General features: G+C 44.4%; 16 protein-coding genes. 9 read left to right on the top strand and 7 right to left on the bottom strand.

The window, feature by feature from the left end:
* Window positions 1-9: 9 nt before the first annotated feature.
* Window positions 10-714 carry a DUF445 domain-containing protein gene (locus L5M37_RS01825; RefSeq protein WP_105253144.1) on the bottom strand — a complete coding sequence of 235 codons (705 nt, stop codon included), beginning with the start codon at window positions 712-714 and terminating at the stop codon, window positions 10-12.
* A gap of 435 nt (window positions 715-1,149) precedes the next feature.
* On the opposite strand from L5M37_RS01825, the gene L5M37_RS01830 reads away from it, so the two are divergent.
* From L5M37_RS01830 to L5M37_RS01840, 3 genes are all read left to right on the top strand, one after another.
* Window positions 1,150-1,530, top strand: a complete 381-nt coding sequence (locus L5M37_RS01830; protein WP_131524339.1) for a VOC family protein — start codon at window positions 1,150-1,152, stop codon at window positions 1,528-1,530.
* A gap of 255 nt (window positions 1,531-1,785) precedes the next feature.
* Entirely contained in the window at window positions 1,786-5,181 is a 3,396-nt protein-coding gene (locus L5M37_RS01835; protein WP_263199175.1) for a DUF748 domain-containing protein, read from the top strand.
* A 301-nt stretch (window positions 5,182-5,482) separates the two neighbouring features.
* The gene (locus L5M37_RS01840; RefSeq protein ID WP_028760396.1) at window positions 5,483-5,839 is read left to right on the top strand and encodes a glutathione S-transferase N-terminal domain-containing protein; all 357 of its coding nucleotides are present in this window, start codon (window positions 5,483-5,485) and stop codon (window positions 5,837-5,839) included.
* 160 nt (window positions 5,840-5,999) lie between these two features.
* Here the strand turns inward: L5M37_RS01840 and L5M37_RS01845 are convergent, their stop codons facing one another.
* Complete coding sequence (locus tag L5M37_RS01845; protein ID WP_263199176.1) at window positions 6,000-6,689, bottom strand: energy-coupling factor ABC transporter permease; 690 nt, start codon at window positions 6,687-6,689, stop codon at window positions 6,000-6,002.
* A gap of 131 nt (window positions 6,690-6,820) precedes the next feature.
* Here L5M37_RS01845 and L5M37_RS01850 point away from each other — a divergent pair, with 131 nt between their 5' ends.
* Entirely contained in the window at window positions 6,821-7,282 is a 462-nt protein-coding gene (locus tag L5M37_RS01850; protein ID WP_263199178.1) for a hypothetical protein, read from the top strand.
* Between the two features lie 137 nt (window positions 7,283-7,419).
* Here the strand turns inward: L5M37_RS01850 and L5M37_RS01855 are convergent, their stop codons facing one another.
* From L5M37_RS01855 to L5M37_RS01870, 4 genes are read right to left on the bottom strand one after another with little or no spacing between them, the layout of a single operon-like run.
* Window positions 7,420-7,599, bottom strand: a complete 180-nt coding sequence (locus L5M37_RS01855; RefSeq protein WP_263199180.1) for a Trm112 family protein — start codon at window positions 7,597-7,599, stop codon at window positions 7,420-7,422.
* A complete protein-coding gene (gene lpxK, locus L5M37_RS01860; RefSeq protein ID WP_263199181.1) occupies window positions 7,586-8,605 on the bottom strand; it encodes a tetraacyldisaccharide 4'-kinase in 1,020 nt (339 codons plus the stop codon). Before lpxK ends, L5M37_RS01855 begins: the two co-directional genes overlap by 14 nt.
* Complete coding sequence (gene msbA, locus L5M37_RS01865) at window positions 8,606-10,414, bottom strand: lipid A export permease/ATP-binding protein MsbA (protein ID WP_105252892.1); 1,809 nt, start codon at window positions 10,412-10,414, stop codon at window positions 8,606-8,608.
* A 32-nt stretch (window positions 10,415-10,446) separates the two neighbouring features.
* Entirely contained in the window at window positions 10,447-12,765 is a 2,319-nt protein-coding gene (locus tag L5M37_RS01870; RefSeq protein ID WP_263199183.1) for a DNA internalization-related competence protein ComEC/Rec2, read from the bottom strand.
* Window positions 12,766-12,797: 32 nt separating this feature from the next.
* On the opposite strand from L5M37_RS01870, the gene L5M37_RS01875 reads away from it, so the two are divergent.
* The 5 genes from L5M37_RS01875 (at window position 12,798) to L5M37_RS01895 (ending at window position 15,506) form a co-directional block, all read left to right on the top strand.
* On the top strand, window positions 12,798-13,307 hold the full coding sequence (locus L5M37_RS01875) for a DUF2062 domain-containing protein (protein WP_028760402.1): 510 nt from the start codon (window positions 12,798-12,800) through the stop codon (window positions 13,305-13,307).
* A 257-nt stretch (window positions 13,308-13,564) separates the two neighbouring features.
* On the top strand, window positions 13,565-13,969 hold the full coding sequence (locus L5M37_RS01880; RefSeq protein WP_263166792.1) for a phosphate-starvation-inducible protein PsiE: 405 nt from the start codon (window positions 13,565-13,567) through the stop codon (window positions 13,967-13,969).
* Between the two features lie 158 nt (window positions 13,970-14,127).
* Window positions 14,128-14,430, top strand: coding sequence for a PilZ domain-containing protein (locus tag L5M37_RS01885; RefSeq protein WP_105252894.1), 303 nt, complete (start codon window positions 14,128-14,130; stop codon window positions 14,428-14,430).
* Between the two features lie 76 nt (window positions 14,431-14,506).
* The gene (locus L5M37_RS01890) at window positions 14,507-15,175 is read left to right on the top strand and encodes an AAA family ATPase (RefSeq protein ID WP_028760405.1); all 669 of its coding nucleotides are present in this window, start codon (window positions 14,507-14,509) and stop codon (window positions 15,173-15,175) included.
* Window positions 15,162-15,506, top strand: coding sequence for a replication protein RepA (locus L5M37_RS01895; RefSeq protein WP_263199185.1), 345 nt, complete (start codon window positions 15,162-15,164; stop codon window positions 15,504-15,506). The genes L5M37_RS01890 and L5M37_RS01895 overlap by 14 nt, the downstream gene beginning before the upstream one ends.
* Before the next feature lie 356 nt (window positions 15,507-15,862).
* Here the strand turns inward: L5M37_RS01895 and L5M37_RS01900 are convergent, their stop codons facing one another.
* Window positions 15,863-16,105 (bottom strand): YecH family metal-binding protein, encoded by a 243-nt coding sequence (locus L5M37_RS01900; RefSeq protein WP_028760407.1) that lies wholly within the window; start codon window positions 16,103-16,105, stop codon window positions 15,863-15,865.
* Window positions 16,106-16,126: the final 21 nt, after the last annotated feature.

A 16,126-nucleotide genomic window follows, 5' to 3' on the forward strand; every position in this document is an offset into this window, starting at 1 on the left:
TAACTCAGGTTAACCTTGGATTAAGGCTGCGGCAAGTCCAATCAGACCGCCAAACACGCCGCCCCAAATCACTAACCAACCTAAGTGCGTTTGGATCATGTCCTGAACGATTTGTTTCACCATTTGCGGTGTTAACTCGTTTAATCTTTGCTCCACTATGTTAGCAATTTTAGTTTGCAGATCGGCCATCACATTTGGCTGTTCAATTTCTTGTTTCAGCAACTCGTGAAATGCATCGCTTTGTGCCATTTCAACTAAAGAAGCTTTCATCTTTACAATAAACGGCTCTTTTAACGGCAATAAGGCATCTGTGCCACCAAACATAGACAACATGCCGCCAAAGGAAGATTGGGCGACTGTGCTAATTAACGCATCAAAAGAAGGCGCTAAATCAACCTTTTCAATCACTGGGGCCAAGTCTATTTTACTCAGCCCTTCTTTTTCAGACAGGAATCGGTCGATATTTTCAGTGGTAAAAAACTGTTTCATCATCAAATGAGCAATACCCGCCTTAAACTCTTCAAAACGAGAAGGCACGACTCCCGAACCATAGAGTCCGGGGACTTTCTCAAACAACATATAAACTGCAACCCAGTTGGTAATCGCACCCGATAAAGCAAATAATCCGACATTCAGGACAATTGCCGAATTCATCAGGTAACCCACAACGACCAAAGCTGCCGCCAATAAATTCGTCACTAAACTCTTATTCAATCTCATATCCCCTAATGTGGCATCGATAAGATGCAAAACTCGCCTATATTAACAAGTTAACGGGAGTCAGGTCTAACACTCAAACCACAGTAAACAAACCCGTTTTAAAATCTGTTTTCAGTGCTAAGTCTTGGCGCAAGGGGCAAGATGAAGCCCATCAACTAAGCCGCAGCGTCACTGAGCCACAAGAAGCTGATTAGCCAGCACCGAATAAAGTGAATCTCCTTGTAGAACATTAAGTTAATTTAATGTTTGCCGACCTAAAAAACGCAAAAATTTTAATTTGCCGCTTGTGAATTATCAACTTGCCTCAACTACACTCAATCAAGATAACGCACAAAAAATATGGCTCAGAATACAGCCGGCACTGAACACTGACAGTTAACCTCGGCTCAATACACAAAATTTACCCAAAATAGAATAAAGGATGCGCTTATGGAATCGGCTTTTAACACAGCAGGGGCGTTAAGTTGGCATGAATTGACAACCCATAATACCGAAGAAGCTATGCACTTCTATGCTGAGATTTTTGGTTGGCACTTTAAAACAGTCAAAATGCCCCACGGTAATTATCATATTATTGAAAATCAGGGCGTCAGTATTGGGGGGATCACCGATAGTTTGCTCCCAACGCTTCCCTCACATTGGACCGGCTACATTACCGTTAACGATGTCGATCAAGTCGCTATCAGCGCAAAAAAGCTTGGCGGGGATATTCTGTTTGGTCCTGAAGATATTCCCGAAGTAGGCCGTTTTTGTTGGATAAAAGATCCACAAGGCGCCATTATTGCAGCGATTAGTTATTTAAATCGCTGATCAAAAATAGCCTCCAATATAGCGAGTATTGACGACTCAAATCATTAGCCATAGGCTGAAACACATGTAGTTATCAATGTAGATGATAGGTTACCACTCAGGAACGTCTTAGATCAGAAGACGTTATTGTCTGTGTAATACCAAGATTTCATTGGTAAAAATATAAATAATTTCTGGAAACATTAGCATTATTCGCTAGAATGTCCGTACTTATGGAAGTTTTTCCCTGTCTTATGCATTGGAGCCTTGATATTAATGCTGACCCAGTTATCGCAATTCAGACACTCTTTTTTTGCCCTCCCAAGATACCTGCGAGTGATTATTTACCTCACAGCAGTCTACCTTAGCTATGTCTGCACATTAGGTTTAATCCTCCCCTATGCGATAACCACGCTGGCACCAGAAAAACTCTCAACTCTGCTCGCTCGTCCCGTCACCCTCGGTGATATACGCATTAACCCTTTTAATTTCAAAGTCGAAATCGACCAACTGGCCATTAAAGAAAAAGACGACAAACCTTTTGCTGGCATTGCACAAGTCCAATTCGAAATACACTTTTGGCGATCTGTTTTTAATCGCGCCGCCGTTATCGAAAACATACACATACAAGCGCCCTACGCACATATCATTCGCGGGGAAAAAAAAGGGAAAGCTGGATTCAACTTCGACGATATTCTGCAGACCTTGAACGAGCATTCATCCACCGATACAGAAACGACACCCGCTGAAGCCAGCTCACCCGTTCGTGTCCTGCTCAGCCAATTTGTGTTGGATGCAGGACAATTTAACTTCGATGACAAAATTACCCACGCTCAAGTGAACTACCCCAATATCAATCTAAAACTCAGTTACCTTGATACTGAATATTTGATGGCGGCATCATCGGCATCGATAACACCAGCCATAAAAGTAAACAAAGTTGATAATACGACACCAAACGCTCAATCAACGTCTGACTCACCCATTGTGCCTATCAAGCACAATCACTATGCGATACAACTCAGTGATGATCATGCTGGTGAAATCAGTTTGCAGGGGCAATTCCAATTGTTCCCGCTAAAAGTTGCGGGTGACATCCAAGTCGCCAAACTGAAACTGACACCACTATGGCGATTTATCGACGATCAATTTAATCCCGTCCTCACGGATGGCGAGCTCAGTATTAAAACTCAGTATCAAGTGGATCTTGCCGAGAATGGTGAGTTACAAGTCACTAGCAACAATGGCCAGTTTATTGTTGAAAAACTTAACATTAACGACAAAGATCGCTCAGTGGTCAAGCTCCCCATGTTTGCCCTCGACGGCATTTCAGCCAACTTGAAGCAGCAGAAAGTGCATATCAACAAACTCCACAGCGATGGCCTAACAATGAGTGCCATTTTGAACCAAGACGGGCTCGATCTTGTTGGCTTATTCATGCCTAAATCGTTAAGCGCCTCCACAACGACTACGCAGCCGGTTGCTAAACCAATCGATGCTAAGCCAGCAGATGCTCAATCGCTAGAGCACGTACAAGTTGCGCAAGTGGAAGAAAAACGTCAAATAGCAGAGACTGCTACTGATGCAAGCGATAGCGCAGACAAAGCAACGGAAAGCGAATTAGCCGCAACTAACGAGAGTGATAAAACAGAACAAAAGACAGAAGCGACTGCAAATGTCACCACTAATGCCACTAAAGAAACCGCTGCAGACACCGCTTCAGAGGCAAATCCTCAACAGCCAGTCAAGCAAGCGCCTAAGACACCTTCAAAAGACACTTGGTTAGTGCAACTCGATGCGCTCAATATTGAAAACTATGACCTTAATCTATCAGAACAAAAGCTAACGGCAACGCCGCAGCAATGGCGAGTGTATCCGCTTAATTTTTCAACTAAGGTCATAACGAGTACTTTAACCGCTCCGATTGAATATGAGCTACAACTCAGCCTCAATGGTCAAGGTACTTTGAGCTCTCAAGGCCAAGTCGATGTGACGGGCGAAACCATAGATGCCAATATCCAACTCGATAAGCTGGCATTAACCCAATTTCAGCCCTATTTAGCACCCTACGTGAATATCCAGCTCAAGAGCGGTCTATTAAGCTCAGCAGGCAAGCTGACCGCCGATGCTAAAGGCAAAGCCATTTACGGTGGCAGTGTTGAGCTCGATGATTTAGCTATTCATGACAAATTGCGTAATGCTCCGCTGGTCAAATGGCAAAAAATGAATATCAATCAACTGGATTTTGACCAACAGAAAAATCAAATCAAAATTGATCACTTAGCCTTTAATCAACCCTACGCCAAAGTGGTGATAGCCAAAGATAGAACCACTAATATCAGCGATCTTATCGTTGAGGCTCCGGCTGCAAATAGCAAGACAACTAAAAACACAACCACAGCCAGTGCTAAGCAAACCGAGCTGCAAACGGCAAGCAAGACAACGCCTGAGTTAAGCCTCGATATTCAAAAAATTAGCTTTAGCCAAGGCTCGGCTTACTTTGCCGATAACTCACTGACTCCGAATTTTGCTTCGGGAATTGAGCTGCTTGAAGGCAATATCACTCACCTGTCGTCCACGCCAGGGACTAAGGCCTCGGTCGATATCAAAGGTAAGATAGACAAGTATGCGCCTGTAACTCTAAAAGGCGATATTAACCCTTTGCTAGATATGCCATATTTAGATCTCGACTTAGTCTTTAAGAGCGTTGAGTTAACCTCAGTCAATCCTTACTCAGGCACCTATGCGGGTTACTACATAGATAAAGGGCAGCTATCACTATCGCTGAACTATCAACTCGATAAGAACAAGCTCAAGGGCAGTAACCATCTGGTCATAGACCAACTGAAACTTGGTAAACCCAGTGACAGTGACCTTGCCACTAGCTTACCCATCACGCTCGCGATTGCCCTGCTGCAGGACCGTAACGGCGTGATTGATTTAGGCATGGAAGTCTCTGGCGATTTAGACTCACCTAGCTTTAGTGTCGGCAGCATCATAATGACGGCGATTACCAATGTAATCACTAAAGCCGTCACAGCGCCCTTCACTTTCTTAGCAGGACTCATAGGCTCTGACGAAACCTTAGATAAGATCAGCTTTGCCGCAGGCAAATTCAGCCTAAGTGAAGATGAGCAAAAAAGTTTAGACAAACTCGCTAGCGCCTTACTCGACAGACCTATGCTCAAGCTTAGCGTTGAAGGGGAAGTCGATGCCATCAATGACAGCCAAGCCATTGCTGAGCGCATCATGAAGCGTAAATTGGCTAAATTAGCCAATATCGAATTCAGTGCGTTACCTGATGATTTAAGTCCGAGCCAATTCCCGACCCAAGGGCCGCTTGCTGATGCGCTAGTAAAGCTTTATGAACAAGAAGTTAAAGCCGATCCTGCCCAAATCAAAGACACTGTTATCGCAGAGGCCAAAGACGCGCAGCTTTCCGATGACGAAATCACCACCCGCTGGCATATCGCTTTATATAATCTGTCGGTAAAAGCACAGAATGTTAACGATGGCATGTTGGGTAATTTGGCCCAAGAAAGAGCGAAAGCCGTTAAAGCTTACCTTGTGGACGTGAAAGAAATTGCTCCAGAGCGGATCTTCTTGCTCGAAAGCCGAGTGAGTTTAACCCAGAATGCAGCCCAAGTGAGCCTCACCATTGATGCTCAATAACTTAGCCAATTAACTTGCTTTTTATATAAAACTAAGCCCGCTAAAGTTCGACTTTAGCGGGCTTTTACCTTATGGCTAAGCGTCATAACCAATCAAAAACCATTCTTCTACAATCAAATCATCTATCTGTTAATTCACTCTAAAATGTTGGCCGTGCTTAGTGCCATAGGTTACACTCTGCGGCCTTTATACAACTGAGATCACAGTTTTTAAACGACTGGACCCAGACTCGCCGCACGCTTTCTGTGGCGCCATGACGCACAAATGTTCTTCAACAAAAATTATCATTAAGGTCAATAACATGTTTATCATTCGCTGGATTTTAGGCAGGATTATTCTGTTTTTAAACTTCGTATTTAGCCCTAAGAAGCGCCAACGTCCACTGGCTGAGCAACAAAAAATTGATGCTCAAACTCAAGCATTAGCCCTGTATCAATATCCTGCATGCCCATTTTGTGTAAAAGTCCGCCGTGCAATGCGTCGCCAAGGACTCAACATAGTGACCCACGACGCTAAAAAAGCACCGCATAAAGATGAACTCATCGCTCAAGGCGGCAAACAGCAAGTGCCTTGTCTGCGGATTGAAGAAAACGGTCAAGTACAGTGGTTATATGAATCAAAAGAAATCATTAACTACTTAGACCAACGCTTCGCCTAAATCACGGCGCAACGGTCAGCGCAAATATACAAATAAGTGCGTCCAATAACCTTTTCAATCGTCTGTTCAATGGGCTCCTTACAGAGGCTTTACGTTGGAATGACGAGGTTTCGGGCGCAGTTCTTTTATTGCGTTGTTTTATCACATTCTTTTATCGCATTTACTTACGCCACAAATATTCACGGTCAGAATAATCAAATAACCACTGGGGCTGATACACCACCAATAGCGTCACCGCCATTCCATTAAGCAATGCCTCTGGGAATGCCAGCAAAGGGATTAGCATCAGGTAGTCGTCCGCTAACACATTCCAATCGCAATCCGCTGCAGACCACAACCACATCGCCCAACTCAATTGATGAAATACAGTTGAGAGGCCCGCATTGATAAAACCACCGACGAAGATGAATACAAAAATATGCTTAGGAAATAAATGGTAACTGCGACTGTATAGGATAAAACACAGAAACAGCGGCACGGCCATAGCGAACAAACTAAAAGCACCAAAATCAGCGGGCTGCTTTAATACAAAAAGACTAAAAAAAGCGCTCGGCAACAGCAACACTAGAGTCGCAAGACGCCAGCCGAACATCAGCATACAAGTGACAATTCCCAGAAAATGCAGATGCAACCCAGTTTGAATACTGGCATTTAACGACCACAGTGCATTGATCCCCACCAACGTCAGCAACAAACGTAATTGGAGATGTTTATCCCGCCGGAGCTGCACTAACTCTTCTTTTGGCCATATGGCGTAGATCCATAACGCCAAGAACATAAGGCATATACCTTGAGTCAGGCTCATATCCCATTCGATTTGCGCCCATTTATTCGACCAAAACGCCAACATTACTCGCCCATCCTTAATCCATTACACCTATCGGCGCGTACTCAGCCAATGAGAATGCCATAAATCCATGAACTTTAGGGCCATATTAAGGTATTCTTCTGTCAGTTAATAACTAAGAGTTAAATTTGATTATGCCGTTTCGATATCTCAGCCTTGCCATCTTAAGTTGTTTCTCGCTCATCGCCTGCAGCAGTGCGCCAATTGACCCGAGTGAACTCGCCGGAAAATTACGGGATAAGTTAACGACGGATATTAAAAGCGATGGCCTTAAACTCTTCAGCTACAAAGCGCGTCTGGTCGATGAAAAGTCGACAATGAATGATACAGAGCGCCCTTTTCCACACGAGGCACGCATACGTAATATGCAAGATTCCCGTGAGCAACGTCGCGCGATGCAAGATCTACAGGACTCATTAGAAATTTGGGGGAGACAGGTTGATTTGGGTTTAATCAAAACCCTTGAAATGACGGGTTATTGCCGCGAAGGTTATATTGAATTAAGCCGAATTATCGAGCCTGGTCGAGGAGAAATCCGCGGTGAGTGCCAAGAGGGTGCAACCAATGCTGATAAACAAAAATTTATGAGCTATTAACTAAACTCAAAGTAATGAAGAAACGTGCACAGTTACCAATACAAAAAACTTAAATCGGCTAAAAATAGCTAAAACGATAATAAGCAGAATAAAAAACAAGCATGCGCGTATGAGACAATACGCGCATTCACGTCACACTAGGCTGATTCGGTCAGTGGCACAGCACGATTTTCCAATAACACAGGGATACCTTCAGTGATCGGATAAGCAAGCTTATCTGCTTTACAAATCAACTGCTGCGTCGTTTTATCGTACTCAAGTTTTCCCTTACACACAGGGCAAGCCACTATATCTAACAATTTTTTATCGAATGCCATGGAAGTTTCCTTGTTTAGCTGCAGCCACCTCGCGAAGACGTGCGAGCAGCTGTTCATCAAATTGTGGGGATAGCTTGGCATCGACCGCCAAATACCACCAGTTTTCTTGTGCAAAATCGCGACATTTAACCGCATCTTTTTCTGTCATCAACAGTGGCAAACCTTGGGCTAAATCACCTAACTGGGTTTTATCGTAGGCCTGATGGTCATCAAAACCATGGCAGAAGGCCAGTTGATAGCCTTGTGCGCGTAACGATTCAAAGAAACGCGCTGGATTACCTATGCCCGCCATCGCAACGAGCGGCTGAGACTTATCGAAAGTATTTTCACCAGACATCGCATCACATTTAACAGGCTTCACTGCCGTAGGTGTCAGTTGCATTTCGAACTGCCCTTTTGCCGCTGGGCCGCCATTACTGACGATAAAATCCACGGTATCGAGACGCCACGCGCCTTCACGCAATGGACCTGCTGGCAATAGCAAGCCATTGCCTAAACCGCGCTGACCATCAATCACCACCAGCTCAATATCGCGTGCCAGAGCATAATGCTGTAGGCCATCGTCACAGATAATGACATCAACACCAAACTCAGCAATAAGCGCATTGGCCGCATCGACCCGTTTAGCACCAACCACCATAGGCACTTGAGTACGCGCCACTATCATGGCAGGTTCATCACCCACCTCTGCCGCACTTGCACCTAAGCAAACCGATTTAACGCCTTGAATATCAACACCGTAACCACGACTGATCACACCGGGGTGAAATCCATGTTGGCGCAGCAATTCAATCAGATAAATCACAGTTGGCGTCTTACCGCTGCCACCGACGGTAATATTACCGACGACGATGACAGGTACAGGCATTACAGTTTGTGATTTCATCCCGAGGTGAAACAAAGCGCGGCGCACATAAGTGATAACCACGAATAAGCCAGATAAAGGTAACAAGAGCCATCGCAGTGGATGGCCCTGATACCAGATTTTATTCACTAAGGCCTGCATCTAACTACCAAATTGCATTTGGTATAATTTGGCGTACATGCCATCTAATTCCAATAGTGATTGGTGCGTCCCGCGCTCGACGATACGCCCCTGATCCACCACTAAAATCTGATCGGCACTCTCGATGGTCGACAACCTGTGGGCAATCACTACAGATGTGCGGTTTTGTCTGAGGTTATCTAACCCTTTTTGAATGGCTTTTTCTGACTCAGTATCCAGTGCAGAGGTCGCTTCATCGAGGATCAACACAGGCGCATCACGCAACATAGCGCGCGCAATCGCAATCCGCTGTCTTTGACCACCGGACAATAACACGCCATTCTCACCCACTTGGGTATCAAGGCCCTGGGGCAGTTGATCAATAAACTCCATCGCATAGGCCAAGGTCGCAGCTTCAATGATCTGCTCACGAGTGGCTTCACCTGGGTAGGCGTAAGCGATGTTATTGGCTATCGTGTCATTGAACAAGGTCACCTGTTGCGATACAAGTGCCACTTGATTGCGCAGCGATTTTAGCGAGTAATCGTAGATGCTGACGTCATCAAGCAGAATATCGCCGGATTCAAGGCCCGTATAAAAACGGGTCACTAAACTCGCAATAGTCGACTTACCTGAGCCAGAACGTCCAACTAAGGCTAAGGTTTGCCCAGGTTTGACTTCAAAATCGACATTCTCAAGTGCACGACGATCTTGGCTGTCATAGGTAAAACACACATTATCAAAACGTAAATGCCCCTTAGCACGCTCGACAGTATAAGTTCCCGTATCGGACTCTGGCAACGTATCCAGTAATTCAAACACTGTGGTACAAGCCGCAATACCCCGTTGAAATTCGGCATTCACTCGGGTTAAGTTTTTGATTGGCTGTAACATGGCCATCATGGCACCAAGAATCGTCGCGAAGGTACCCGCGGTAAGATCGGCTTTCATGCTGTCTAAGCTTGCCGCATAAAGTACAAAGGCTAAGGCGAATGAACCAATAATCATGATCAGAGGCTGACTAATGGCTTGTGCCACAGCTAACTTCATATTTTGATGGCGGTTTTGATCGTTTACTTTAGCAAAACGGGTTGCTTCTGTTTCCTGTCCACCAAAGGCCAGTACGTTTTTATGGCCTTTAATCATTTGCTCCGTAGTCGCACTCACTCCGCCCATGGCTGTTTGAATTTGCTTAGAGACCTTGCGGAAACGACGGCTGACTACCGCAATGACCATGCCCATGATAGGACCAATCACAAGAATACAGAGGGATAGCTTCCAAGAGTTATAGAACATCAGCACCAGCATACCAAACACAGTCACACTATCGCGGACGATGGAAATCAAAGCACTTCCCGATGCTCGAGCGATTTGCTCAGTATCAAAAGTCACTTTTGAGATCAAGTTACCGGTATTTTCCTTATCCATATAACTGACAGGCAGACTCAGATAATGCTCAAACACTTGCTGACGCATGTCCATGATCAAACGTGCACTCATATATGAAATGCCGTAAGTCGAAACAAAGTTAGCAAAGCCACGTAGGGAAAACATAACGATAACCACAAGCGGCGCCATCATAAGCACGTCGTTGTTTGCGTGGAAACCTTCACTGGTTGGCAATGCTATGCCGTTGGTCACCGCAGCAGGTGCGCCGCCGGAGAAACCCTTATCAATAAAGGGGCCGATGAAAGCGATAAAGGCGGCATCGACGAGACCATAAATAATTAATCCCGCAACTGAAAGCATAAACATGCCTTTCATCTGTTTTATATAGCCCAGTAATCGTTTGAAAACTGTCCACATTTCGTCTTTAGGAGATGTTGTCATTGATAACACTAAATTATGGCAAAGTAGGCATTCTACTCTGGATTAATCAAGTCACCAAATCTAAACAGAGAGTTGTACCAAAATGGCGCTAAATCACCACGATAGGTCTTAACCTCTCGCTCAGACTGCTGAAAAATCACACTAATCTGCCCTTCTATACCTGTAGTTAGGCCCATAATCTCCCGTTGCTGATACCGTTCAACCACTGTGGATTTTGGAAACCCCCAGCGATTAGCAAAACCAGCAGGAAACAAAACTAACTTGGGGGCAACAGCATCAATAAAGGCTTCTGTTGACGAGGTTTTACTGCCGTGGTGGGGCGCAACGAGCACTTCACTTTGTAACTCATACTCACCACTTAGGGCACGACTTAATAGCGAAGTTTCGATTTGCTTTTCGATATCCCCCGTAAACAGTAGACTCTGCCAGTCATCATCAATGCGTATGACACAGGAACCGTTATTACCCGCTAACGCTTGAGGCGGAGAAAGCAAATTCAAGCTCAGCCCTTGCCATTGAATCTGCTTTGGACGGCAATCTTGGCCGCTAAAGCCAGCCACGTCTGTGATCACTAAAGCCTTAGGGTAAGCCTCAATCAAAACAGGGGCACCACCTGCATGATCGTTATCGCTATGGCTGATAACAATATAATCAATCTCTTGAATGCCTTTGGCTTTTAGGAAAGGCAATATCACCCGCTCCGCATAACTGAAGTCATCACCAAAGGCGGCACCGGTGTCGTAAACCAGCCCTCTACCATTCTTTTCAATAACCACAGCTAAACCTTGGCCCACATCCAGTAAATGCATAGCCCATCGATTATTTTGAACGGGTGACCACAGCGTAATACAGAAAAGCAAAGCGGGAATAAACAGTAAACTCAGCAGGCTTAACCAAGAAGTATAATTTTTATTTTTAGGCACATAGCGCCATAACACACCACCGATGAGCGCGGATAACCCCAAGGCTAATATCGTATCTGAAAGCGCTAACCAATGGGCTGGCAATTGCTGGCTTATGTCTAGCAACTGCGAATAGGGTGATAAACTCCAATCACTTAGGCGAAGCAGTCCCAACCAAGAGAACCCAAACGCAGTACTAACCAACCAGCATATAAATCCCGCCATAGCTAATGGGATAACAACAAAACTAAACCATGGCACAGCTAGGATATTCATCCACAAGCTGTGTAAACTCACACCACCAAAGAGTGCTCCTTGCAGTAATCCAAGCCCAAGGCTCAAGCGCCATTGGATAGCCCAAAATTGTAAAAGCGCCGCGCCTACACGCGTCCTTCGAGTCGACACAGCCGTAAACTCTTTGGGCTGGATGACTAAGGTATATAAAATCACCCCTAAAGCACAAAACGACAGCCAAAAGCCCGCACTTAAACAAGCAAGCGGGTCGAGTAACAATACGACAAACAATGCAAACAGCAAGCGCTCCCACGCAGTAGAAAATCGCTTTAATAAACTCAGTAGCATTAACAGTAAAATCATCACGAGTGCACGCTGAGTCGACACACCAAAGCCTGCAAGATAAGCATAAAATGCGGCGCCTATACCTGCCGCGACTAACGCAAAAGTCATATTCCGTCGACTCTGATGTGACACCAAACGACTCAATCCAAACAAAAGGCAAGCGTATACCCATGCCGCGACAACGGAGAGGTGCAAACCGGAAATCGCCACTAAATGGCCAGTGCCAGTCTGCCTTAGTGCTTGCCAACGAGCTTTTGAGATCAAATGTTTATCCCCCAAAAGCAAAGCGAGTAAAATGTCACCTTGAGGTAAAGAGGCTAATTCAGGTGTCAATGCGCTTATGAGGTCGTTACGCAATGAAGGCGAAACCGCAAGTAACTGCGCCTCAATCACTCGTCCTTTACCGACAACATGTTGACTGATTAATTGTTTTTGTTCGTTGTAGCCGCCTTGATTTAGCACGCTAGCAATGCTCTTAGGTGTCAACGTAAACAGCCAAACCTGACCCACATCGACTTCTGGCGGATCTTTCCACGTGAGTCGCAATTTTGCGTTTGGCCCTAAGATTAAATTTGGTTTAATGAGCGATATATCCAAACTTAGCCAGTCGCTGTTTCGACTAACTAGTGATATGATTTCGCCCCTTACCTGTATAGGTTGTTGTAACACTGGCAAATCCTGCCTAGATAATCCTAAGCAAAAACCAGTTAGCCATGCTACCGCAAAGAGCCCACCTGCACAGACAGGGATTTTTCGGTGTAAGATTAACGCCCCAACAACAAGGTAGGGTATGTAACTGACTGGCGGCAGCGAAGGCCACAACATCGCTGATAATAAGATGGCACTAAAGCCAAACATGAATCGATTCATAGTGAATTAAGTTAAGACAGCAATTTCAGCATATGCCAAAAAAATTAATTAAAAGATTTATGCCTAAGCCTGAAACCTTGCGTGAGCATAAACACTTACGCATGTTCGGACGCTTGTTACATAATCCCAATCTATGGGCACTTAATCGAAAATCCGCCCCAGGCGCATTTGCCGTAGGGTTATTTGTCGCTTGGATCCCAATGCCATTTCAGATGGTTGTTGCAGCGGCTTTTGCCATTCTATTTAACGTTAATATTCCTGTTTCAGTTGCATTAGTATGGATAACCAATCCCTTAACTATGCCAGTGATGTTTTATGGGGCGTATTTGCTCGGAGCTAAAATACTCGGCCATGCTCCGCAAGATTTTGCCTTCGAAGCAAGTTGGCAATGGATTGAAGCATCGCTTGCGACCATAGGTCCGGCATTCTTACTCGGGTGTCTCGTGCTAGGTGTGGTTTTTTCCGCTGTCGGTTATTTGCTGATTAATAATCTGTGGAAATATTCAATTATGTTTAAGTGGCAGAAACGCAAGAATAAATAATCTTTTATATTCAAACCGCTTATGTTGGTACAACGATTGAGTCGAGGTAACAGCATAAGCGGATTAACACATTCGCTCTCGCTTCCCTTTTGTTCATCATATAAATCACCTTCTACATACAACCACGTTAACTCTACTTTGCGCCGAATTTAAGATCGTACATATCTGTGAATTAAATCACACAGCGGCACCTAGCTTTTCCCTAAAAACAGATTTTTGCTGTTACTATTTATAAAAACATCAAGTAGGGAATATCCATGCCTTTTTATCATCAATATGGTTCTAAAAGCCTTAAAGCCGTTGAACACTTAGTCCTATTTATTATTGCCATTGCCACCATCGTCGCAATAGGCCAAGAAATTGTGCATATCATCTCTGTACGTATGGTCGCACTGGCCGATTTACTCTTGTTATTTATTTTCTTAGAAGTGTTAGCCATGGTGGCTAACTACTATGAATCCGGTAAGTTACCAGTACGTATGCCGCTTTATATTGCGATTGTCGCCTTGGCCCGTTACCTAATCTTAGATATGAAGAGCATGGAAGACTGGCGTATCGCAGCAATATCATTATCGACGCTAATTTTAGCGGCAACCGTGATTGTGATTCGTTGGGGCCAATTAAAAATGCCTTATCCAAAAAATCAAGAATACGACAATTAATCAAATACCTGAGTTGGTGCTATTGAAACCTAAATCAATGGCACCTGCTGTTCTCGTTTTAAAACTATTATCAAAGACCTAGCTTTCACATTGGTATTCTGCCAAAAAGCAATTATGCTAGTTTTACTGAGATCAATAATTTACGGGGCAATTGAGTTATGGGTGACCATACTACTGGTTTTGAAGAAAAACGCACATCGCTGCGAGTCGACATGGAAGCAGAGCGCGTGGTCTTGAATTGGATCGACACTCAAGGCATGAAGCAAACAGATGAAGGTGTGTGTATCGACTTAGCAAGACGCGGCATTTTATTCGATTATAAAAATCCGTTTGCACTCGGGGAACTCATCGAAGTGACCTTTAATCCCAATTCAACCCAACAAAATACCGTTAAAGGACAAGTCTGCCGTTGCGCGAGATGCCATGACCAAAGCTACCATATTGCTATGCAACTGCTTTAATTTAACTTAAATTTCGCAGCTTTAATGGCTCTGTTCTACACTCAATGAATTGAACAATTCATTAAGGGGCGTCAGTATGATCTTGCTGGTAGGTGGTGAAAAAGGTGGTAGCGGAAAAAGTTGTCTCGCTCAAAATCTTGCCGTTTATATTAAGCAAAAATTTCAGGCAAACGTCCTCATGGTCGATTGTGATCCCCAACGCACGACTTCAGATTGGATCCAAGCAAGAAATAATGATCCAAGCCTCCCAAGTATTAATTGCATCCAACTTTACGGCAAGATTCGTAATGATTTACTCAGCCTCAATGAGCGTTTTGACTACGTAATTGTAGATTGTGGTGGCCAAGATAACTTAGCCATGCGCGCAGCTATGTCGGTAGCGACTTATGTTGTGATCCCCCTCAGACCCAAAAGACGCGATCTCAAAACATTACCCCACATGGAAGACATGCTAAGTACGTGTAAGATGGTGAATCCTAAAATGATCGCGACTATAGTGCTAACCCAATGTCCAGCGCTTCCTACACAGTTTAAACGCATTTTAGAAGCCAAAGATGTGGTGCAATCCTTTGGACTAAGAGTGCTAAATTCAGTTACATTTTGCCGAAATATTTATGATGACAGTGAAGAAAGAGGCTCTTCAGTCGTCGAAATAGAACCCGATGGAAAAGCAGCCGATGAGATCCGCGCCATCGCGGATGAGTTATTCGCAATGCCACCAGAAAATAGCTATGAGCTTAACTGATCTTAAACGTAAGAAACCTAAGCAAATCATCAAGCCGGTTTCTGTCGATGATTTCATTGAAGATGCCAATAACTACGCTTTAGGTAAGGCGAGTTTATTAGCTGCGCCCACCACACAAACCATAGTTAAGGGCTTAGATAAAAAATCGACTAAGATTTATTGCCACGCGACCTTTACCCTCACTGAAAACAGTATTTCTCAGCTTGACGCCCTATCGAAATCCACCAATATTGCAAAATCTCGATTACTGCGTATTTTGATCAATGAATTTACCCAACTCACCCCCGCACAGCAGGAGCAAATTGCAAATAAGCGCCATGATGAAGCCTAAGCTTCAACAAAATAATTACACATCTAAGTGACTAAAAACTAACCAGCCAAATAAAATGAGTACGCTATGGTCACTGTGTATTATACCAATCACATTAAATAGTTAGTCAGTTCAGAGCCTCACTGGCATCTCAATCCAAGGCGCATTGATGCAGAAATGGTCATTCCCTTTTAAGTAATGCAACACCGGAGTGGAATGCCTGTGGCTCCCGAAGGGCGGCTGATATTCACTGCATGGCAACACGCTTATACAGCGTTTAATGCTTTGGACAGAGCACCGCTATGCCTTCAAGCCTTTGCCTTGTCTAAAGCGCTTTGAGCTCCCGCTGAATGAACAGATATTTAATACGATGGGTATTAATGCTCACACTTTCGCCCTGCTACAAGTTGTATACCTTGGGACGTTTCGTAAAACTTACCTTTACCTATGAGTAACTCAATTAATGCTTCGGCACTCAAATCAGTTGCACTACAAGTATGGTATCGAGCCGCCGAGCCAAACTTTTGCTCCATCATGGAAATTAATTCAGGCTTTATAATAGCGGCCCCTTGAGCTACCATCAGCGCCATAACATCATGACCGTGAACAGAATTGGACATATGTCCTCCTAAAGATGCAAT

This window comes from Shewanella sp. SM69, assembly GCF_025653985.1.
Taxonomy (GTDB): domain Bacteria; phylum Pseudomonadota; class Gammaproteobacteria; order Enterobacterales; family Shewanellaceae; genus Shewanella; species Shewanella oncorhynchi.

Excerpts from the sequence above, each read along its gene's own strand:
- L5M37_RS01895 (WP_263199185.1), top strand. The coding sequence starts at position 15,162 with ATGAGCTTAACTGATCTTAAACGTAAGAAACCTAAGCAAATCATCAAG.
- lpxK (WP_263199181.1), bottom strand. The coding sequence starts at position 8,605 with ATGCAGGCCTTAGTGAATAAAATCTGGTATCAGGGCCATCCACTGCGA.
- L5M37_RS01880 (WP_263166792.1), top strand. The coding sequence starts at position 13,565 with ATGCCTTTTTATCATCAATATGGTTCTAAAAGCCTTAAAGCCGTTGAA.
- L5M37_RS01890 (WP_028760405.1), top strand. The coding sequence starts at position 14,507 with ATGATCTTGCTGGTAGGTGGTGAAAAAGGTGGTAGCGGAAAAAGTTGT.
- L5M37_RS01845 (WP_263199176.1), bottom strand. The coding sequence starts at position 6,689 with ATGTTGGCGTTTTGGTCGAATAAATGGGCGCAAATCGAATGGGATATG.
- L5M37_RS01870 (WP_263199183.1), bottom strand. The coding sequence starts at position 12,765 with ATGAATCGATTCATGTTTGGCTTTAGTGCCATCTTATTATCAGCGATG.
- L5M37_RS01885 (WP_105252894.1), top strand. The coding sequence starts at position 14,128 with ATGGGTGACCATACTACTGGTTTTGAAGAAAAACGCACATCGCTGCGA.
- L5M37_RS01835 (WP_263199175.1), top strand. The coding sequence starts at position 1,786 with ATGCTGACCCAGTTATCGCAATTCAGACACTCTTTTTTTGCCCTCCCA.
- L5M37_RS01875 (WP_028760402.1), top strand. The coding sequence starts at position 12,798 with ATGCCAAAAAAATTAATTAAAAGATTTATGCCTAAGCCTGAAACCTTG.
- L5M37_RS01840 (WP_028760396.1), top strand. The coding sequence starts at position 5,483 with ATGTTTATCATTCGCTGGATTTTAGGCAGGATTATTCTGTTTTTAAAC.
- L5M37_RS01850 (WP_263199178.1), top strand. The coding sequence starts at position 6,821 with ATGCCGTTTCGATATCTCAGCCTTGCCATCTTAAGTTGTTTCTCGCTC.
- L5M37_RS01830 (WP_131524339.1), top strand. The coding sequence starts at position 1,150 with ATGGAATCGGCTTTTAACACAGCAGGGGCGTTAAGTTGGCATGAATTG.
- L5M37_RS01855 (WP_263199180.1), bottom strand. The coding sequence starts at position 7,599 with ATGGCATTCGATAAAAAATTGTTAGATATAGTGGCTTGCCCTGTGTGT.
- L5M37_RS01900 (WP_028760407.1), bottom strand. The coding sequence starts at position 16,105 with ATGTCCAATTCTGTTCACGGTCATGATGTTATGGCGCTGATGGTAGCT.
- msbA (WP_105252892.1), bottom strand. The coding sequence starts at position 10,414 with ATGACAACATCTCCTAAAGACGAAATGTGGACAGTTTTCAAACGATTA.